The sequence below is a fragment of the Komarekiella delphini-convector SJRDD-AB1 genome (assembly GCF_014831675.1).
Lineage (GTDB): Bacteria > Cyanobacteriota > Cyanobacteriia > Cyanobacteriales > Nostocaceae > Komarekiella.
In genome coordinates, this window is record NZ_VJXY01000001.1 from 307,320 (window position 1) to 327,592 (window position 20,273).

At 41.7% G+C, this 20,273-nt stretch carries 20 protein-coding genes and 3 tRNA genes; 18 read left to right on the plus strand and 5 right to left on the minus strand.

What is annotated here, in order from left to right; genetic code table 11:
• The first annotated feature begins 35 nt into the window (after window positions 1–35).
• From rpsP to FNW02_RS01370, 4 genes are all read left to right on the plus strand, one after another.
• Window positions 36–293, plus strand: coding sequence for a 30S ribosomal protein S16 (rpsP, locus tag FNW02_RS01355; RefSeq protein ID WP_162398688.1), 258 nt, complete (start codon window positions 36–38; stop codon window positions 291–293).
• Window positions 259–690 (plus strand): KH domain-containing protein, encoded by a 432-nt coding sequence (locus FNW02_RS01360; protein WP_191755797.1) that lies wholly within the window; start codon window positions 259–261, stop codon window positions 688–690. Before rpsP ends, FNW02_RS01360 begins: the two co-directional genes overlap by 35 nt.
• A gap of 259 nt (window positions 691–949) precedes the next feature.
• Entirely contained in the window at window positions 950–1,903 is a 954-nt protein-coding gene (locus FNW02_RS01365) for a PhoH family protein (RefSeq protein WP_191755798.1), read from the plus strand.
• Between the two features lie 62 nt (window positions 1,904–1,965).
• Entirely contained in the window at window positions 1,966–2,370 is a 405-nt protein-coding gene (locus FNW02_RS01370) for a ChuX/HutX family heme-like substrate-binding protein (protein ID WP_191755799.1), read from the plus strand.
• A 43-nt stretch (window positions 2,371–2,413) separates the two neighbouring features.
• Here FNW02_RS01370 and FNW02_RS01375 read toward each other — a convergent pair whose 3' ends face one another.
• On the minus strand, window positions 2,414–3,493 hold the full coding sequence (locus FNW02_RS01375) for a toll/interleukin-1 receptor domain-containing protein (RefSeq protein WP_191755800.1): 1,080 nt from the start codon (window positions 3,491–3,493) through the stop codon (window positions 2,414–2,416).
• 395 nt (window positions 3,494–3,888) lie between these two features.
• Between FNW02_RS01375 and FNW02_RS01380 the strand changes: the two genes are divergently transcribed.
• The 4 genes from FNW02_RS01380 (at window position 3,889) to FNW02_RS01395 (ending at window position 6,905) form a co-directional block, all read left to right on the plus strand.
• Entirely contained in the window at window positions 3,889–4,686 is a 798-nt protein-coding gene (locus tag FNW02_RS01380; protein WP_191755801.1) for a DUF6816 family protein, read from the plus strand.
• An 85-nt stretch (window positions 4,687–4,771) separates the two neighbouring features.
• Complete coding sequence (locus tag FNW02_RS01385; protein WP_191755802.1) at window positions 4,772–6,580, plus strand: ABC transporter ATP-binding protein; 1,809 nt, start codon at window positions 4,772–4,774, stop codon at window positions 6,578–6,580.
• A gap of 94 nt (window positions 6,581–6,674) precedes the next feature.
• Window positions 6,675–6,757 (plus strand) — tRNA-Tyr (locus FNW02_RS01390).
• A gap of 76 nt (window positions 6,758–6,833) precedes the next feature.
• A tRNA-Thr gene (locus tag FNW02_RS01395) sits at window positions 6,834–6,905 on the plus strand.
• Window positions 6,906–7,018: 113 nt separating this feature from the next.
• On the opposite strand, the gene FNW02_RS01400 is transcribed toward FNW02_RS01395, so the two are convergent.
• Window positions 7,019–7,091 (minus strand) — tRNA-Arg (locus tag FNW02_RS01400).
• Between the two features lie 341 nt (window positions 7,092–7,432).
• Between FNW02_RS01400 and FNW02_RS01405 the strand changes: the two genes are divergently transcribed.
• The 4 genes from FNW02_RS01405 (at window position 7,433) to cutA (ending at window position 10,440) form a co-directional block, all read left to right on the plus strand.
• The gene (locus FNW02_RS01405) at window positions 7,433–8,092 is read left to right on the plus strand and encodes an Npun_F0813 family protein (protein WP_191755803.1); all 660 of its coding nucleotides are present in this window, start codon (window positions 7,433–7,435) and stop codon (window positions 8,090–8,092) included.
• 141 nt (window positions 8,093–8,233) lie between these two features.
• On the plus strand, window positions 8,234–9,085 hold the full coding sequence (locus tag FNW02_RS01410) for a hypothetical protein (protein ID WP_191755804.1): 852 nt from the start codon (window positions 8,234–8,236) through the stop codon (window positions 9,083–9,085).
• A 21-nt stretch (window positions 9,086–9,106) separates the two neighbouring features.
• Entirely contained in the window at window positions 9,107–10,108 is a 1,002-nt protein-coding gene (locus FNW02_RS01415) for a transposase (protein ID WP_191755805.1), read from the plus strand.
• Between the two features lie 5 nt (window positions 10,109–10,113).
• On the plus strand, window positions 10,114–10,440 hold the full coding sequence (gene cutA, locus FNW02_RS01420) for a divalent-cation tolerance protein CutA (RefSeq protein ID WP_191755806.1): 327 nt from the start codon (window positions 10,114–10,116) through the stop codon (window positions 10,438–10,440).
• 38 nt (window positions 10,441–10,478) lie between these two features.
• Here the strand turns inward: cutA and FNW02_RS01425 are convergent, their stop codons facing one another.
• Window positions 10,479–11,420: an ADP-ribosylglycohydrolase family protein gene (locus FNW02_RS01425; protein WP_191755807.1), complete on the minus strand. Its 942-nt coding sequence runs from the start codon at window positions 11,418–11,420 to the stop codon at window positions 10,479–10,481.
• A gap of 394 nt (window positions 11,421–11,814) precedes the next feature.
• Between FNW02_RS01425 and FNW02_RS01430 the strand changes: the two genes are divergently transcribed.
• The 4 genes from FNW02_RS01430 (at window position 11,815) to FNW02_RS01445 (ending at window position 16,547) form a co-directional block, all read left to right on the plus strand.
• On the plus strand, window positions 11,815–12,354 hold the full coding sequence (locus FNW02_RS01430; protein WP_191755808.1) for a porin family protein: 540 nt from the start codon (window positions 11,815–11,817) through the stop codon (window positions 12,352–12,354).
• 244 nt (window positions 12,355–12,598) lie between these two features.
• The gene (gene sir, locus FNW02_RS01435; protein ID WP_191755809.1) at window positions 12,599–14,644 is read left to right on the plus strand and encodes a sulfite reductase, ferredoxin dependent; all 2,046 of its coding nucleotides are present in this window, start codon (window positions 12,599–12,601) and stop codon (window positions 14,642–14,644) included.
• A gap of 38 nt (window positions 14,645–14,682) precedes the next feature.
• Window positions 14,683–15,390, plus strand: a complete 708-nt coding sequence (locus FNW02_RS01440; RefSeq protein ID WP_191755810.1) for a 16S rRNA (uracil(1498)-N(3))-methyltransferase — start codon at window positions 14,683–14,685, stop codon at window positions 15,388–15,390.
• A 68-nt stretch (window positions 15,391–15,458) separates the two neighbouring features.
• Window positions 15,459–16,547: a tetratricopeptide repeat protein gene (locus tag FNW02_RS01445; protein WP_191755811.1), complete on the plus strand. Its 1,089-nt coding sequence runs from the start codon at window positions 15,459–15,461 to the stop codon at window positions 16,545–16,547.
• A 139-nt stretch (window positions 16,548–16,686) separates the two neighbouring features.
• On the opposite strand, the gene FNW02_RS01450 is transcribed toward FNW02_RS01445, so the two are convergent.
• The gene (locus FNW02_RS01450) at window positions 16,687–17,298 is read right to left on the minus strand and encodes a hypothetical protein (RefSeq protein ID WP_191755812.1); all 612 of its coding nucleotides are present in this window, start codon (window positions 17,296–17,298) and stop codon (window positions 16,687–16,689) included.
• Window positions 17,299–17,714: 416 nt separating this feature from the next.
• Here FNW02_RS01450 and FNW02_RS01455 point away from each other — a divergent pair, with 416 nt between their 5' ends.
• Window positions 17,715–18,383 (plus strand): esterase/lipase family protein, encoded by a 669-nt coding sequence (locus FNW02_RS01455; RefSeq protein WP_191755813.1) that lies wholly within the window; start codon window positions 17,715–17,717, stop codon window positions 18,381–18,383.
• Here FNW02_RS01455 and FNW02_RS01460 read toward each other — a convergent pair.
• Window positions 18,313–18,744 (minus strand): VOC family protein, encoded by a 432-nt coding sequence (locus tag FNW02_RS01460; protein WP_191755814.1) that lies wholly within the window; start codon window positions 18,742–18,744, stop codon window positions 18,313–18,315. The two genes, FNW02_RS01455 and FNW02_RS01460, sit on opposite strands and share 71 nt — an antisense overlap.
• Window positions 18,745–19,237: 493 nt before the next feature.
• Between FNW02_RS01460 and FNW02_RS01465 the strand changes: the two genes are divergently transcribed.
• Window positions 19,238–20,044, plus strand: coding sequence for a TIGR00297 family protein (locus FNW02_RS01465; RefSeq protein ID WP_191756036.1), 807 nt, complete (start codon window positions 19,238–19,240; stop codon window positions 20,042–20,044).
• Window positions 20,045–20,273 lie beyond the last annotated feature (229 nt).

Consider the following 20,273-nt stretch of genomic DNA (forward strand, 5'->3'; position numbering starts at 1 on the left):
AGCTAAATTACCAATAGGAGAATGATTCTTTAACCATGATCAAACTGCGCTTGAAGCGATACGGTAAAAAACGGGAAGCAAGTTACCGCATTATCGCCATTAACAGTCTCGCACGCCGCGATGGCCGTCCCTTAGAAGAGTTGGGATTTTACAATCCCAGAACCGATGAAGTGCGATTAGACGTTCCCGGTATCGTCAAGCGACTGCAACAAGGCGCTCAACCCACTGACACCGTCCGTCGCATCCTAGTAAAAGCTAATGTTTTTGAACAGGTCAGTGCCACCGCATCCTAACGTCGAAACAAAATCTCCAACAGATAGTCCCAACTACGTTGGACTAGTACGCTTCTTGATGCAGCCGTTTTTAGAATCTCCAAACACTTTAAGCGTCGATTGTGAAATTTCTCACACCCTCAAACGGGCTTGGGTTCGCATTGCTTTTGATAGCACAGATAAAGGTAAAGTTTTTGGTAGAGGGGGACGCAATATTCAGGCGATTCGTACAGTAATTGCCGCAGCAGCAGAACTTGCCGGACAATCAGTCTACCTGGACATTTACGGCAGTACTACTCCTGGTCGGGAGGGTATGTCTTTCGATGAAGATCAGGAAGACCGATCGCCACCGCTAAAAACAAGAGAAGAACGTGGAAACGGGCCTAGTAGACCTGTTGTTAAACCCCGTTCTCGCTAGATTAAAAATGCAAAAGAAGTCTAAGCGGTTGCGGATATATCCTCTGTGAGCTTCTGAAGGTTTGAAAGCATTTTTAGCTCAAAGCCACACTAAGTAGAGGCGCAATTAATAGCGTCTCTATTTTTCCTACTCTACTAAAGAAATTATAATTTATACTAGTATAAATTAATTACAAAAATTAAGTAATATCGCGCTTTTGCGCCATGCAAGAAAGATATTTACCTTTGTCAAGAACTACTGTTACGAATTAAAAAATACTATGGCAGATGCCTTAACAATTCAACTGCCTAACATTCCCAGTGCGATCGCTCTAGCGGGAGATGGAGAAGAAAATCTGAAAATGCTATCTCGGCAAACAGGAGCCAGCTTAGTACTACGTGGTCAAGAATTACTCATTTCAGGTAGCCAAAAACAAATTGATCTGGCTTCGCAATTAGTGCGATCGCTTGAAGATATCTGGCTCAAAGGCAATACGCTCTCCAGTGCTGATATTTTAACAGCCCGTCAAGCTTTAGATAGCGATCGGCAAGAAGAACTACAAGAATTACAGCGAGATGTCCTCGCTAAAACTCGTCGAGGTGAAGAAGTTCGTGCCAAAACCTTTCGCCAGCGTCAATATATCGACGCCATACGTAAGCGTGACCTTACATTTGGCGTTGGGCCTGCCGGTACTGGTAAGACATACCTTGCTGTTGTCGTCGCCGTCCAAGCACTCTTAGCTAACCAATTTGAAAAACTGATTTTAACTCGTCCTGCTGTTGAAGCAGGTGAAAAACTTGGTTTTTTGCCTGGAGACTTACAACAGAAAGTTAATCCTTATCTGCGTCCACTATACGACGCCATCAATGAATTCATCGACCCTGAAAAAATTCCTAATTTAATAGAACGCGGTGTAATTGAAGTAGCACCACTCGCCTATATGCGGGGACGCACCCTTAATAATGCTTTTGTGATTGTGGATGAAGCTCAAAATACTACACCCGCTCAGATGAAAATGGTTTTAACCCGTTTGGGTTTCCGTTCTCGAATGGTGATTACCGGTGACATGACACAAACCGATTTGCCACTTCATCAGCAATCAGGCTTAGTAGTAGCTTTACAAGTTTTAAAACATGTAGAAGGCATTACTTTTTGCGAATTTTCTCAAAAAGATGTCGTGCGTCATCCCTTAGTTCAGCGCATTGTTGCTGCTTACGAACAATACGAAAAATAGTCATTTGTCATTAGTAAAAAACTAATAACTGAGAACTGACAAATAACAAAGGATAACTAATTATGAGTACAACTTTGAAAGAGTTTTTAGAGGCTTGCCAAACCTTGGGAACTTTGCGTCTAATTGTTACTAGCAGCGCCGCTGTCTTAGAAGCACGAGGCAAGGTAGAAAAGCTATTTTATGCAGAGTTGCCTAAAGGTAAATATGCGAATATGCACACCGAAGGCTTTGAGTTTCACCTGAATATGGACAAAATTACCCAAGTGAAGTTTGAAACAGGTGAAGCGAAAAGGGGTAACTTTACAACCTATGCCATTCGGTTTTTAGATGATAAGCAAGAACCTGCTTTAAGCCTATTTTTGCAATGGGGTAAACCAGGAGAATATGAACCAGGTCAGGTTGAAGGTTGGCAAGCTTTACGAGAGCAGTATGGGGAAGTTTGGCAACCTTTACCCGCAGAAATTTAATGTAAGTAATTGATAATTGAAAAAACTAAGTGCCCATTACCGATTATTTGGATAACATGATATTACGAAACTGAATACCTTTGAGTGGTTTAGATGATGTAAGTGCATTTGCTGCAATGTTAAGGACTTGTATTTGATTGATTTGTGAAGGAATCTCTACAAAATTGACACTCAGCTTAACATTAGCATTTTGGATAAATTGTGTACTAGTGTAATAAGGGACTTTAACTGCATCAATTTCAATTGATTCAGCAATATATGTGAGACCTTCCATATCCAAAAATTTACTTCTGTAATTAGTGGTATAGTTAGCATATAACCTAAGCTCTCTGTCTTTAAGAGTATTTGTGATCAATACATCACATTTGACATTTTGGTTTGATTTTTTACAACTTTGAAGTTTAAAAATAAACCCTTCTACTTCCACAGCTTTTTGAGGAGTTGAGTCACCTTTGTCATTAAGTATAGGTGTAGGAGTTGAATTTGGTAGAGGATTTTCAATAGTAGATTGAGGTGTAGGTATTGTTTGAATGGGATTTGGTAAATTAGTTTCGGAAGGTAATTGTGGAGCATTTCCAGAAGATAAATTTTCAGGACATTGTAGTTTTAAAAAACATCTAACTTCTGGAGTTGTAATGCTCAATATTACACCTATACCTGTTAAAATCAGACTAAAAATAGTGATAAATTGATTAAATCCTACTTTTTTACTGCGGTATTTTAAAACTTTGTCTTGGATGAGCCTCCAAAGTTTCACAATTTGCTCGTTTTCATGATCTCCATCCCAACCTACGAGATTGGCTGGTTGGATATCTAAAAATTCACCAGGGATTCTAACACCTTGAATTAGGACAGGAATTAGTACCTTTTTATTTCTTTTTGCTTCCGAAGCTAAGTCTTTTAACAAAGCAGATTTAATAGAATTATTTGACCATAAAACTATAACGAATTTAGCTTTCTCTAATACCTGGACAGTTTCACTTATAATTTTACTGCCGATTGAAATATTTTGGGTCTTCCAAATATCAATACTGTAGTAGTTTAAAGCATCTTCCAGTAGATTTGCTATAGCTTTGTCAGATTCGGAGTAGAGCAAACAAACTTCACTATTACGTGGGTTCATTCATTATTTCCCTAGTCTTTATGTACTTCAGTAAGTCTAAAAGTAACTATTGTTTTCCAAAAGTATAATTTGCAAAACAATTACATCTGGGATGAGAGGAGCATCCTCAAAATCAGACAATCAGTGTTTTATGGAATTGTACACTATTGATATCCTCTCATCGCTAACCTCGCGCTTTGCGTTTAGTGGGGTGTTCCTTGCGAAATTAGGCAATAATTTACTTTTCAAATAGTAATTTATCCTAACTTCTATCAAAATATTATGTATTTTATAATACTAGACATCATACCTTAATATGTAATTGGCTAGCTGAATGATGAGCGATCATTCACGTGCATGATTATCCTGTAGATGATTTTTTCTAATAAAAATAAACATTAAACAAAAAACGGCTAATGCTTGCAATAAGGACAATTTGGAGTTTTTGCTTGGTTGTTTTGTTCCTACTGTGGAGTGGCGAAGCCATTGCGGGAGAGTTGTCTGAACGGTTAGCAAATTTTCCACAGTGGGAAAAATTAACTTCAGTAAAACAGGCTTCGGGAGATTTAGTTTACCCTGAATGGATGGCTGGTTATTGGCAAGTTACAAGTACCTTGGTGGATTTGGTTGCACCTTTAGCACCAGATATCGTGACGCCTGGGTTTGAAGCTAATCGCCGACAACTAAATCGGCCTGTGAGTTTTCTAGTACGCTTTATTAGAAAGCAATCTCCTGTTACTAGCTTAAAATTCCTCCCGCAGATAGATAATAAATCATCAATTTTAGTAGCAGATAGGGCATTTAATAGTTTAAATTTGGCACGCGCTGATTTAGGGGATGAAGCTGTGCTATCAGTCAAGGTAGATCCAAATTCGCCTAATCGTCAGATTACATTTTTGCGAGGAGAACGCCAATTAATTTCTATCGTCACTGCACGCGCCACAGAAACTATACTCAATGAGAAGTTCATCACCGCAGAAGTGTTTCAACAACTGTTTAAAGGTACTTCACGTCCCTATTTAAATTCTGTAGAATCAACCACCGCTTACCATAAGCTTCCTACATCTAATCTAGCAATTGAATCAGATCAAGTTACTGCTGTCTACCTTTCACCTCAAGATCCAGATTATTTTACCGCAGGTTCTCGACCAGTTGCACTTTATCGTTATCGTCTAGAATTTGTTCCTGCACAATTACCTATTTCTAAGGAGTGATTTAGACTTTTAGTTGTTGACTACATCGTACTACACAAGTAGTATATATCCAAGCTAACGCTCGTGCTCTTGGGCAGTGTGCATCATGGCAAAATTTAGAGATATTCTCAAATACTACGATCGCTATCGAGCGCCCATAATTTTTAGTATTACCGCAGCTAGCCTTTTTGAAATAATTGATCTGGTAATACCTTATGTCACAGGACAGATTTTAAACGTACTTTCGGGACAACCGCTAGATCGTCCAGTAGAGAATGCGATCGCCGCAATTAGTAACCTCACCCAACTACCACAAAACCGATTACTATCTCTTGGGGTACTAATGAGTGTAATCTTCTTAGTAACAGTTGCCAGAGCACCAATTCAAATATGGTCAACTTGGTGGTTTCATTGGGATATTGCTTTACGTAGCCGCCGAGACAACTTCAAAAAGTCGTTAAAAAAAATACTCACTCTGCCTCTAGAATTTTACGACGAAAATAACCCCGGTCGGATTGCTGGAAAAATTTCTAAAGGATTGGAGAATCACACCTGGACTTATCCAGAAATGGCCGGACAATTGATTCCCAAGCTATTTAGAGTCTTGGGAATTTTTGTAGTTATCTTGTTGATTGAGTGGCGCATTGCCATATTATTTCTGATTTCGTTCGTGATTATTCTCGGCTTCACCATCAAGGATTTAAACAATTTGATGGAACAAGAACGACGGCTAGATAAATACATGGAAAATACCCAAAGCCGCAACTCAGAAATTATTACCAATATCAAAACAGTTAAAGCATTTGCGACAGAAGCACAGGAATTAAAACGACAAACACAAAGGCTTAACCGAGAGTTTAAAGTAGTAGATTATCGTATCCATCTTGGCTACATCAAACTGGGTACTTTAAGAACAACAATCATTCAGTTTTGTGTGTTTGTAATCTTAGGTTTAACCCTTGTGGCTACGCTAAAAGGTCAGATTTCCTTGGGACACTTTCTCACAACTTTAACAGTTTCTAGCATGGCTTATGCTGAGTTGGAACCTATTAGTAATCTCGCTGAGATTTTTGCCCGTCGTTATGCCTCAATGTTGGGGTATCACGAATTTATGCAACAACCAATAGGTGTAGATGGAGTTAGTTTAGAAGATAGTACATCAGCCTATAGTTTCACTGGAAAAATTGAGTTTTCCAATGTGACTTTTGGGTATGATGCTAACCGTCAAGTTTTGCAAAATATCAACTTGTTAATTGAGCCATACCAAACAGTGGCATTAGTAGGGCGTTCTGGTTCTGGTAAGTCTACGTTAGTAAAACTGCTATTACGTTATTTTGAACCGCAAGCAGGTCAAATTTTGATTGACGGTCAAGATATCCGCACCTTGGATGTGAGTAAGTATAGGCGGAGATTAGCGATCGTTCACCAAGAAGTAGACATTTTCAACGGTACTGTCTTGGATAACCTCACGTATGGCAAACCAAATACCAGTTTTGAGCAGGTTCAGGAAGCCTGTAGAATTGCCAGACTCGATGAAGTAATGCAGCAACTACCCCAAGGTTATTACACTGTTGTAGGGGAACGTGGTGTCAGGTTGTCTGGAGGACAAAGACAACGCTTAGGAATTGCTAGGGCGTTGCTAGTAGAACCAGATTTACTAGTTTTTGACGAAGCTACCTCTAGTTTAGATTATGAGTCCGAGCGTTCTATTCAGCTGGCGATGCGATCGCTCCAGGGAACTCGTACAACAATTGTCATTGCTCACCGTCTAAGTACGGTAAGAGAAGCAGATAAGATTGTGGTTCTAGATCAAGGAAGGATTGTCGAGGTGGGTAGCCATGATGAACTTTTGCATCACGAAGGTATTTACCACCGCTTACACTCCTTACAAGAAACAGGAGAACTCCTAAGTTAGTAGTTAGAAACTGGGTTTTGCAAGAAACCCAATTTTTTGAAAAAGCTTGAAATTTATAAAAACTGATGCTACTATTGTGAATCGTGAGACAAATGGGTCGGTGTCCGAGTGGTTAATGGAGACGGACTGTAAATCCGTTGGCTAGCGCCTACGCTGGTTCAAATCCAGCCCGGCCCACCTCACGAAAATATATTAGCGTTGTATTTTGAGCTAAAGATAGGTTAACATAGCTCATAATTCAAAATTGCATTTCGCCCGTGTGGCTCAGTGGTAGAGCACACCCTTGGTAAGGGTGAGGTCACGAGTTCAATCCTCGTCACGGGCTTTTTAAATTTTATGTAAAGTCTAACCTAAATTCAAGGGTTTTAGCCTTTCAAAGAGATTTAGAAGTTAAAAACTAAGTCCTTTATCGCTTGAAGTCTTGTATATAACTTAAAACGAGCGCGGCAGGGTTCGAACCTGCGACCAACGGATTAGAAATCCGTGGCTCTATCCACTGAGCTACGCGCCCAAAACAAAACTATGGCTCCTCAAGGAGTCAGCTAGACTATTATATCGTTCTCCGTTACCAACAAGCAATCGAAAATTGCAGATTTACTGCTAGCAAGGCTAAGATCCAAGTCGCTAGTTAGTCAACGTACATTAAAAACGAAGCAGATGGGGTATTGGTCAGATATATTGTGTTGTCAAGGGGTTATTTGCCCGTTAATTTCAATGCCCCTTGGTGGGCGATCGCGATCGCTAAGCTTATTCCATCAGCATGTTAAGTAATTCTACTCTTGGCAATACTGTCAAATGCGATTATTTATCCGATATTAAGAATGCCCCTGTGAGGAGTTATTTGCTAGTGCCATGTTTATTCTCAAACGGCAGGATGTTGAAATATCAAGCATTCAGCACCCAAAACGGGATCAGCAAGTGCCGATCCTCCATTATCAGGGGCAGACCTTTCGCTTGATTAGTGTTTTTAAAGCTAGTCAAGAGGAAGAAGCTAGAGCCTTGTGGAGAGAATTGACCGATAATCGGGGTAAAGCCTGTGTCTTGCTAGAGGAACCGGAGCGTTTTAGCGTTTGGGGTAAAATCCGTTTAGATCAGCTAGGTAGTGACACAGGTGGTCATGGCAAGACAGAGATTTTGATCCAAGCTAGTATTTTGCTACTGCAAGCAGTTTATATCGACATTGAAGAGTTTTTAGGGACTCGGCAAGCAGCATTATTTGAGAAAGATATTGCGGAAGTATTACAGCAGAAGCAATTTCCTCAACCATCTTCCCTAGAAACAGTTAAACACTTGGTATCTACGAATCCTTTGCAAACAGCTAAACTGCCTACTTGGCAAGAAAATCATCTAGTTAGCCTCTTGCAAGAACTGCATCGATTGGGAAAAGCATATTTTGGCAACGCTAACTTTGCCCATCAAGCGCTTTATAGGTTAGAAGACATGCCAGAAGCAGAGCGATCGTTGTTTATCAGTTGGCTAAATCAATCGTCACTGAGTAAACTGTGGCAGTAGCATGAACATGTTCAATAAAATTCCTGCCACTGGTACTGACTTTTGGCTGTTTGATTGTGCATTGCTTGGCGAATAGACTGCTAGCCACACAGTCCCATCAGCCAAAAGACTGGCAGAGTGCATTTACATAATCAAGTCCATATGAATAATTCTTACGACAATTCATTGCGATCTAAATCCCTTTTCACAACTGGAAATATTGTCATAGCTAGTGTGGGTTGGGCCGTACTGGCACTGTTATACTTTTTGTTGTTTAGTGCCAAAATTCCCGCAGCAGATGGCATGGAAAGCCGTGCCGAGTGGTATGTGGTTGGGACAAATATTTTTGAAGCCTTAGCTTATCTGGGTGCCTGTATCTTATGCTTGAGGAACTGGCTTAGTCCGCAAATTGTCAGTGGTCGGAATGTATGGCTCTCAATTGGCTTAGGTATGCTTTCTTATTTAGTAGGGGGGATAATTTTTGGTTATACAGAAATAGTTTTAAAAGAAGAACCGGATGTGTCTCTAAGCGATATATTTTTTGTGCTGACTTATCTGTTCCTGGGCGCAGGCATGATTTTAGCCGTGGCTTCCAGACGAATCAATCTGGAAAGATGGCAGTGGCTAATTGTGTTGGCGATTGCAGTGTTTGGGAGTTTGTTAGCATGGTGGATTTCTATGCAACAGGCAACTTCCTCAGAGCCGCTAGCCGCTATTTTGAATTGGTTTTATGTAGTGAGCGATGTAGTTCTGTTAATTATTGCCACCACTCTGCTGCTAGCCTTTTGGGGAGGAAGAGTTTCCCAGTCTTGGCGAATGATTGCAGCGGCAGCATTTTCGCTCTACATTGCAGATATGTGGTTTAAATATGCCCAGGGGCCGAATTATCAAAGTGGGGAGATATTAGAAGTGTTTTGGGTGTTTAGTGGAGTTTTATTTGGCATGGGAGCTGTTCTAGAATATGACGCATCATTAAGGCGATCGCGGCGTACCAGTGGACGAAAACGAGCTTAGCAAAGATTTTTGGTGTCTACCGTGAGAAAACTAACAGATTCCGACAAGCAAGAAATTCTCAAGTTATATCGAGAGACTGCCGAAACAACCTCAACTTTGGCAGATCGCTATGGTGTCAGTAACTCGACAATTAGCCGCCTGCTTAAAAGTACCTTGCAGGAAGAGGAGTACGAATATCTCGTTTCTTTGAAACGTGCTGCTAGAACTCCCGAAGGTAGAGCACAGGTAAACTACGAGCAGTTACCTTTGTTGATTCCGCCAGAGCCAGAGAAAGAACTCCCCCGCAGCGAAAGCCCTCGCTTGAAGTTGCCGGATATTGAACCACAGCCGCCTGTGGTTAAACAGGAACCTGACTCAGAGGATTTTACGGAGGAAGCAGAGTCAATTTCCGCTAGTAGACGAGTGCGGCGACGCTCCTCAGCAGAAGAAAAACCACGGCTTAGAATAGCAGAGAAATTAGAACCTGTAGAACAAAAGCCGCCGGAAATAACCAGCATTCCTAGCCCAATTCTAGAGAATGAACGTCCAGAAGCAACCGTGATAGCCCAAATGCTGGGCGAAGACTTGCTAGATGAATCAGAGGAGTTGGACGATTTAGATGAGGACGATTTAGATGAGGATGATTTCGAGGAGGAAGATTACGAAGATGAAGACTTCGAGGAGCCAAGACCTTTAGTTGCAAGGCGAAGACCGGGTGAAGCGCCAGTTCAAGTTTTACCGCTGTCGGCAGCTCATTTGCCCAAAACTTGCTATTTGGTGATTGACCGTTCGTCAGAGTTAATTACGCGACCACTCAGGGACTTTGGCGATTTGGGACAAATTCCCAACCTCGAAAATCAGCAAAAGACTTTGCCTGTGTTTGATAATCATCGAGTGGCAAAGCGCTTCTCTACTAAGCGCGATCGCGTAATTAAAGTTCCCGATAGTAAAATGCTGCACAAGGCTCGGACTCATCTGCAAGCCAAGGGCATCACACGACTATTGATTGATGGTCAGGTCTATTCCTTGTCTACCACGCTTTAGAGCTTATGGACACACCTGCTGGCTATGGTGTGGTATTGGTGACAGCTGGCAACCTACAAGAGGCAGAAGCAATTGCAAATGCCCTTGTGGAAAACAAACTTGCTGCTTGTGTAAGTCTGTTACCAATCCACTCAATCTACACTTGGCAAGGGAAATTGCACAAAGAGCAAGAATGGCAATTGCTGATTAAAACTGATTTGTCACAATTTCCTGTTTTGGAAGCCAAAATTAAGGAACTGCACTCTTATGAAGTGTCAGAAATTATTGCCTTACCAATTGTTGCCGGTTCTCAAGCCTACTTGCAGTGGATTTCTCAGCAAGTTAAAAGTTAGGGGTGAGGAGTTAGGATTTTTACTCTCAACTCCTAACTTTAAGCGTAAACAGCCCTTGCAAAACGCTCTGCCAAGTAGATAATGTCCTGTTTGCGAGCAATTTGGTTGATCCATTGTCGGGGAATATTTTCTATTCCGTAGTAAATTCCCGCTAACCCTCCAGTCACAGCAGCGGTAGTATCAGCATCTCCACCCAAGTTAACAGCTTTCAGTACTGCCTCAGAATAAGACGAGCTATTTAACAAACACCACAGTGATGACTCCAGTGTGTCAATCACATAGCCGCCAGAATTAATCTCTTCTACTGGTAATTTGGCAATTTCACCACTGAAAATTCTGCCAAAATGCGGCTTTTCTAACAAAAATTCCCGCACAGAATAAATTGTTTGAATATCTTGTAACGCTTGTAAGTAAGCTGTTTGCGGGTTAGCCCCTTCTAAGAGTGCCACAGCAATACTAATATAAATGCCGCAGGCCATTTGCGATCGCGCATGAGCATGAGTAATCGCAGAAACATCATGCACACGCGCCAACAATTCGCCTAAAGTTAAGTTTCTATGACAATAAGCCATCGGCAAAATTCTCATTAAAGAACCATTGCCATTGCTATTTTCTACCTTGCCACCTGCCTGATGGGGTTGAACTCCCTGTTTCAGGCGCATAATTGCTGTGTGGGTAGTTTGACCAATATCAAATACGTCGCCACGGGGAGTCCAGTAAGCTTCCTTGTACCAGCGCCAAAAGGAATTAGCTATAGCATCCAAGGAATACCCTCTACAAAGACATTCTGCTAAACAAAAGCTAAGCGAACTGTCATCTGACCAAGTTCCTGGTGGTTGATTCCACGTGCCATAACCCAACATGGACTTTACTGGAGATTTGACTCGTTCAGCGCGACTAGTAAACTCCACTGGCACACCCAACGCATCACCGACACATAAACCCATCAAACCAGACAACGTTTTTGCAGCGGTTAGCATTATTCAATCTCCATGAGAATTACCAAAACTTAACTTAATAGATTCCCTCTATGTCTTATTGCAATAGATGTTACAGCCTATTGTTTAATCCTATGTGAAAAATTTGGCAAACAAGTATTAGTTAGACATTTTATTTACCATATACTGATTACCTTTTAGTTCCAGCTTTTGTGCCAGTTTAAAAAGCGCCTGCTTTTCGCTAAACAACTTAGTTGAGAAGACATTGATATGTAATTATAACAGCTTGTTTATAAAACTGAGGGATAATTTAGCTGCAATTTTTTTGCGTCAATAGCAATGCTCATTTAATAAAAACTAGAGATTATCTGGAACATATTTGTTTAGGTTTCGACCTGGAATATACAAGTAAAAACTATAAGTTTTGGTCAAGATTATGAAACGCTTTCTCAAGTCTTTTCTGACAACTTCTGCATTTTCTTCATTAGTAATTGCTCCTGTTTTTCTATCAGTTGGTGAAGCTTCCGCTCAACCAAAAAAGGGTACTGATGCTAGTTATGTGGGTGCTGGTGTGGCAGCTGGCGTTACCAATGGTGGACAAGGCAATAACGATGCTGCAACATTTGGTGGTAATGTCACAGGTCGGGTGAAATTGAGAAACACGCCTTTTTCTGCACGCGGTAATGTTCTCTGGAGTGATAAGACGAGTGCTATCATCCCAGAAGTTTCCCTAGATGTGCCCATTGCTAATAGAACTAATGCCTATTTAACTGGTGGTTATTCATTTGTAGAGAAAGATGGCTCACCAACTCCCATCGGTAACAGAGATGCAGTAGTGCTAGGTGCTGGCGTTGAATCGGAAGTTGCTAACAATTTTCTCGTCTACACTAATGCCAAAGTAGGACTTAATGCCTACCAAAATAGCGATAGTCCTGCTGTTAGCATTAATGGTGGTATCGGCTATCGTTTTAAATAAAAAATTCCTGAGTCCTAAGTCAATCTATACTTTACTTAGGACTCAGCACTCAAAACACATAACTATAACGAGCTGGTTTTGTTAAGTGTTGCTTCACTGACAAAGCCAGCTTTTAGCGTGGTAAAATTAAAATATTCCCCATTATTCCGGCCGGATTACCGGGGATACAGCTGCAAGAATGCTCAGATTTTGCAGCTTTGCTGTTCACTGATGTCTTATTGAGAATACTATAACAATTTTACTAATGGTTAAATCTGCTCCCCCCATAGTCAACCGTAAGCCTTCAAAAGTAGAAGGCATCAAAGAAAAAAGTAACTTTTTGCGTGAACCTGTAGCAACTGAAATACTTCAGGACACAACCCACTTTACTGAAGATGCAGTACAACTCCTGAAGTTCCACGGTTCTTACCAGCAAGATAACCGTGACAATCGCGCTAAGGGTCAAGAGAAAGATTATCAATTTATGCTGCGGACAAAAAATCCGGGTGGTTTAGTACCGCCGCAGCTGTATCTGGCTTTAGACAAGTTGGCTGATGAATATGGTAATCAAACATTGCGAGCAACCACCCGTCAAGGGTTTCAACTGCACGGAATTTTAAAGAAGAATCTCAAAACAGCAATTGCCACCATCGTCAAAAATTTGGGTTCGACTTTGGGAGCTTGCGGCGACATCAACCGCAATGTGATGGCACCACCAGTTCCCTATAAGAATCGCCCAGAATACCAATATGCTTGGGAATATGCTCAGAATATTGCTGACTTGCTATCAGCGCAAACGGGCGCTTATTACGAAATTTGGTTAGATGGAGAAAAGGCAATTAGTGCTGAAGAAGACCCAAAGGTAAAGGCAGCCCGACAGCACAATGGCAATGGCACAATTGTTCATGGCACTGAAGAACCGATTTATGGCACGCACTACATGCCGCGTAAGTTCAAAATTTGCGTGACAGTGCCAGGAGATAATTCAGTTGATTTATATTCCCAAGACCTGACCTTGGTAGTAATTACCAATAAGCAGGGAGAATTAGAGGGATTTAATATCTTTGCTGGTGGTGGCTTAGGTAGGACACACAATAAAGAAGAAACATTCGCTAGACTAGCAGATCAAATTGGCTATGTAGCCAAAGATGATGTTTACGACGTAGTGAAAGCGATTGTTGCCACTCAGAGAGATTATGGCGATCGCACTGACCGCCGTCATGCCAGATTAAAATATTTAATCAACGATTGGGGTGTGGATAAATTCCGCGCTCAAGTCGAAGAATATTTTGGCAAACCAGTTGCACCCTTCAAACCACTGCCAGAGTTTAAATATCAAGACTTCCTCGGCTGGGATGAACAAGGCGATGGTAAGTTATTCTTAGGAATTTCCATTGATAATGGGCGAATTAAGAATGAAGGTACGTTTCAACTAAAAACTGCCCTAAGAGAAATTGTTGAGCAATTTAACTTGCCTATCCGCCTGACGCCCAACCATAACGTGATTTTTTACGACATCGAACCAGAGAATAAGCAAGCCATTCAAGATATTCTCAATAGTCATGGCGTCGTCTCTGAACCTGAAAAAATCGAGCCTTTGGTGCGTTATGCTATGGCTTGTCCGGCTTTGCCCACTTGCGGCTTAGCAATCACCGAATCGGAACGAGCAATACCGGGCATTTTGGAGCGGATTCGTAACCTGCTTGATAAATTAGGTTTACAAAAAGAGCATTTTGTGGTAAGGATGACAGGCTGCCCCAACGGTTGTGCTCGTCCCTACTTGGCAGAACTGGGCTTTGTCGGTAGTGCTCCAGAATCTTACCAATTATGGTTAGGGGGTTCGCCAGATCAAACTAGGCTGGCACTACCTTATATGGAACGCCTGCACCATAACGACTTAGAAACCCAGCTAAAACCGATTTTTACCTACTTTAAGCAGTCACGGAAATCTGAGGAAAGTTTTGGTGATTTTTGCGATCGCGTTGGTTTTGATGCCATCCGCGAATTTGCTGCTAATTACGAATCTGAAACCGTTGCAACAGCAGAGATTACAGACGATGCTGATGGTTTAGTGGAAACAATGGCAGACTCTACTATCGCAGAAATCACAGAAGAGAGCGGGTATCAGGAAGTAGCGATCGCTAATACTACTATTACTACTGGTAAAGCGCGGCGGCGCGTCAGCCTCCAAGATGACATATACATCAAGGTGAAGGAAACCGCAACTCGCCAAGGTAAGCCGATGACTCAGCTAGTTAATGAGGCGGTAGCAGCTTACCTAAATAATCTGCCGTCAGAACCTCATCCTTAATCTCCTCGCTGTCAACAATGAGCAGGGCAAAAAATCCCATGTCTCAACTGCAACGAATTGCGATCGCACCTTCCCAACTCCAACAAGGGCAAATTTTGCTCACCAAAGATCAGCAACATTACCTAGGGCGTGTGTTGCGTTTGCGTGAGGGCGATCGCTTTATTGCAATGGATGGGATAGGAAAATGGTGGTTAGCGCAGTTAGAAGGAGAACAAGCACAGGTTTTAGAACCACTTACAGTAGAAACCGAATTACCTGTATCGATTACCCTCATAGCGGCGTTGCCCAAAGGCAATGGATTTGATGAAGTAGTGCGGTGTTGTACGGAATTGGGAGTAGCCTGTATTGCTCCTGTGCTGAGCGATCGCACTTTACTTCATCCCAGTCCCCAAAAACTCGAACGCTGGCGACGCATCGCCGCCGAAGCCGCTGAGCAATCAGAGCGCTCTTTTGTGCCGACAATTTTAGAACCTGTTGCTTTTAGTACAGAGTTGTCATTTGTAAATAGCCAGCGATATATCTGTGTAGCACGGGGGGATTTTCCCCATTTAAGAGATTGTTTACAATACAAAAAACAAAGAGATATTGTGATTGCTATCGGCCCAGAGGGTGGATGGACAGAAAAAGAAGTTCAAGATGCGATCGCATCTGGATTCCAACCTGTTTCTCTTGGTCGTCGCATCCTCCGAGCAGTGACAGCCCCAGTAGTAGCTTTATCCTTGATTACCGCAGCTTGTGAAGTATAAATGATTTATACCTCACGCAAAGTCATCTTTGTTTGAGGCATCACTCCAGCGTGCATTTAAAGTAAGTGATGATTGAGCAAGTTGCGATCGCCTTTGAGCGTAAAGACTATCAAACAGCTGCTAAATTACTCAAACAGCTGTTAGCAGAATCACCAGAAAATCCTTGGGTGCAATTTTACCTCGCAAGACTGCACGAAGTGTCCCAAAAGCGCCAAGATGCGGAAAAAATTTATCGCCAACTGTTGCGAGATACAACCAATACCAAAATAGTCATACAAGCACGTCAAGGTTTGCGGCGACTCCAAGAACTTGAGCAGGAAGAAAGACAAAGAGCTATTTCCCAAGCAACAGCCCAAGCAAGTAACACAGAGCTTGGCATACTAATCTTAGAACCTTTGGGTAACGAGCTTAAAACAGAAGCATCTCGAAAATTTGCCCAAATTATGCAGCTAGATCCTTACACTGCAAGGTTAATGCTACCAAGCCGGGGCTGGCGATTGTACCGCAGTGGACAAATAGGAGAATTAAAATTTTATGGTCAACAGCTACAGCTCTCTAGCATTCCCTGCTTCTGGACAACCATAGCTCAGATTCAGCAAATTCAAGTTTTTCAAGTCAAATACTTTCTAGAATCTGACCGACAAGCTACTGTTGTTTGTTGTAACCAAGCAAATCAACTCGGTTCTTTAACTTTTGACTGGTTAGAAGTTAAAGCACAAGTCATGGGACTATTACCCATATTTGAGGAAGTTGTAGATCGCGGCGTGCGCGGTAAACTGGAACGGAAGACCCAAATACAAGACTATGCTCAGTTTTGTGATTTACACTTACCTGGCAGACGTTGTATTGTGCGACTCTATGATAATGGCTATAACTTCCAACAAGGTGTCAAAATTATTTCCCAAGCTAGCCAAAATACAATCAGGATTAATTGGAACAGTCTATTGAGTTGGGTTGAGAAGCAACTACCCCAAGTCAAAATTTGGTCAGATTTCACAGCCTTTGCAGACACAGTATTGGAGCAAACAGAAATGCTGGGTCAAATCCAATCTCACATTCACCTGCTTCGTAGGGAACAGACTAATTGGGACCCAGCTTTTCATTTATATAGTGGATTGGTATTTGTTAAAGATTTGGTGATGGATAATGAGTTATGACGTTTCCATCAATTACCAAAAACGAGGAATTTTAGCCTAACGTAGCCTTAGCCCCTGGACGGCGAAGACTGTTAGAGTTAGTAACCGCAAGAGCGAGATATTTGGGCACAAGTTGTAGATTTAGCTAACTACTCTTTGATTACTTTTGCTGAGGAGTTTTAACCTGACGTGCCATTTCGAGGTAAGCACTCATATTCGCCCCTGGACGGCGACGACCGTTAGAGCTAGTAACCGAAGGAGCGAGATATTTGGGCGCAAAAGTGGTTTCAGTTGGCTGCTCTTTGAGTACTTTAGCCGCCGCAGCTTTTGCATTTTTGCCAGGTTCAACCTTAAGACCTTCAGCAGTCTGAACTAACTCAACATCGGCTGGTTTTGCCTTTTTAGCTGATTTCGTCTCTTTAACTGCCTTTGCCTTAGTCTTAGCTGCGGCGGTTTTTGTTCCGTTCAATGAATCTGATTGGGATGGTTCTGGTGTATCTGATACAAATGTTTCCGTTGCTTTCTTGGCACTGGATGTAACTGTTTCCGTTGCTTTCTTCGCATTCGATGCAACTGTTTCCGCTGCTTTCTTGGCGCTTGATGCTACCTCTTTAGCTGCTTCTTTAGCCGTGTCTAGAGCAGCATCTAGCGGTTTTGCATCTTTGGTTTCGTCTAATTCTAAGAAGTAACCGTTGCCTTTTTTCTTTCCAGGTAATAGCCCAGTCACGAAACCCAGAATACTGGTGATTAATTTTTTGATAAAACCGATCATTACAATTGCTCCTGCCTCTTAACTATCTGGAGTTTGACCGCAATTATTAAGAATTACGGCTAAATGTTACATTTTTTTACGCCACTTTATTCTGGTGACAACCCTTAACTTAAGGTTTGTGCTTAATTAACATTGTAGTAACACTACAGGGCAAATGTTCTCAACTCTTTCTTGCAACCACTTGCAACCTGTATACACCAAGAACTAATTATGAAATTTTAATGTAACTAAGAGCAAGATTCTGAAAGTATACTTAATAAAAATTAACCTTTCTTTGTTTGGCAGATACTCAATTTTGAGTGAAGTCAATGGTTTGCTCTTAACCAATGCAAGGAGTGTCATAGCCTGTTGGCAAATGGCGATTGTATCCAGTTAAATTTTCTACAGACTTGATTGAGCCGAACTTTATAGAATAGATGAGTACTAAAAATCAACAGCGCAATCCCGTTGTGTTAGCACATGGCATTGATGATACAGGGGCAGTCTTCTATAGAATGGCAGACTACTTGAAACAACAGGGTTGGTCTGTATATACTCTAAACCTAGTGCCAAATAATGGTGATGTGGGTCTTGATGAGTTGGCAAAGCAGTTAGCCAATTACATTGCTGCTACCTTTGTGTCAGAACAACCACTGGATTTGGTAGGCTTCAGTATGGGGGGAATTGTCAGCCGTTACTATGTGCAACGGTTGGGGGGAATTGAACGTGTACAGCGATTTATTACTATATCTTCGCCCCATTATGGAACCGTGACTGCGTATGCTTCCCAGCGTCCTGGATGCGTGCAAATGCGTCCCAACAGCATTTTTCTGCAAGATTTGAATTCTGATGCTGCCATTCTAAAGCAGCTAAATTTTACTTCTATCTGGACGCCTTATGATTTGATGATTGTACCAGCAAGGAGTTCACAAATGCCCGTGGGAGGAGAAGTAATAGTGCCAGTGGCGATGCACCCCTGGATGCTGAGAGACTCTAGAAGCTTAGCAGTAGTAGCAGAAGCCCTAACAGAGCCTATTAAGTCCTATCCCCAATTTGAGCATGTTCGTAACTCCCAAAAATTGCCTCTGGGTGGCGGTAATACTTGAACTCCATCAAATTATAAAAGGGATCTTCTAAAAAGAAAGTCCGATGTTCCAGAAGAGAACCAACAAAGCGATTTTTGGGTTCTTCTCTAAAAATTAGCTGTTGTAGTTGTGCCCTTTCTAATAAGTCTTCCCAATCACGTTCTTGGGTAAAAATTAGCCCAAAGTGTCTGGGATAAATAGTACGTTGAGGTGACAAGGGTTCTTTAGTGACATGGGCTACTAATTGATGACCGTAGAGATTGAGAATTAGAGCATGGTGATTTTCACGACCAGAAATGCAGCCCAAGCCTTCAACATAATATGCTTTTGTTTGGGCAATATTAGTCACAGGGAAGGCAAGATGAAATAAAGTTTGGTTCATAGCTTGCATTGAGGAGACTGGTGGTTAATACTATCTATAAATTTATGTTAATGAGATTCAGTTACGGTCAATGTGAACACAGTTTTAATTGACCTTAACTTATATGCTTATGGCCAAGTTTAGATTTAAACGCTATATAATTTGCGACTAAGCTTTTGGCTATGATTAAAATTCTGATAGTTCTAACTTCATCCTAGCCTGCGGCAAGCTGCTACCGACGTTCTGCCTATAGGAAGCTGAACCTTGAACTTTCTTATGCGTCTACATAATTCATACTTATAACGATTTGTGTGCAGTCATAGTCATTTATATTTGCGTGGACAAGCGTGTAAATATTCAGGCGTTGCGCTTATAAGATATTGCCTGTATTTTGACATTCTTGCTTTGGGAGCGATCGCTATTCAGTAAATAATATAAACATATTACATAGTTTGGAGGAGGTAGGGTCAAACGGTTAAGCTTTGAATGTAAAACAACTTGTGATTGATTAGTGATGATATCTTTAATTAATTCTGTAAATCCCTGGTTAGTTGGAGTAAGTTTAAACACAATTTTGTTAGGCATAGCAGCAATCGCTCCCAAAAAATTGCTGACCCCGGCTGGATTATTCCACGCTTGGTTATTAGGTGTACTAATTTGGGGAACTCTCGGCTGGCAAGGATATGTAGTAGTCATGTTCTATTTTATAGTCGGTTCTGGAGTTACACGCATCGGCATGGCCCAAAAAGAAGCAGAAGGAATTGCCGAAAAGCGTTCTGGGGCAAGAGGCCCAGAAAATGTCTGGGGTTCAGCTTTAACTGGGGCGTTATGTGCTTTGGGAGTAGGGATAATAAATTCAGGATTTCTCCTACCCAGTCCCCAGTCCCTAGCCCCCAGTCCCCAATCCCTACTATTGTTGGGCTATGTGGCGAGTTTCAGTACCAAACTTTCTGACACCACTGCTAGCGAAGTCGGTAAAGCATACGGTAAACGCACCTTTTTGATTACCACACTGCAACCAGTATCTCGTGGAACAGAAGGAGCAGTTAGCTTAGAGGGAACTTTAGCTGGTGTAGTAGCGTCTGTGGCGATCGCTTTGGTTGGTTGGGGAGTGGGTTTGATTGATCTATGGGGAGTCGCTTGGTGTGTGCTAGCAGCGTTTATTGCCACCAACTTAGAAAGTGTAATTGGAGCAACGCTGCAATCTAAATACACCTGGCTAACCAACGAAGTGGTAAATATTTTCAACACATTAATAGGTGCGATCGCCGCAATAGTACTTGCCTGGACATCGACAAGTATCATTGCCGGAGCATTTTGACATTTGTAAAGCTTTTTTACACAATCCGCTCTTGATTAAAAATAATAAAGTCTCTGAGCAAGTGACTTTCAGTCGTCAGGACAACCCATGCAATGACTTGATTGCTTAGATAATATGCTATTACCCAGATGCAGCATACTATTTTGTTGCTAGACCATATAGCGATCAGGCGAAATTAATTTATTTACTAGTTATATAACTTTGCACTCATTTTCTATGTAATTAGTTC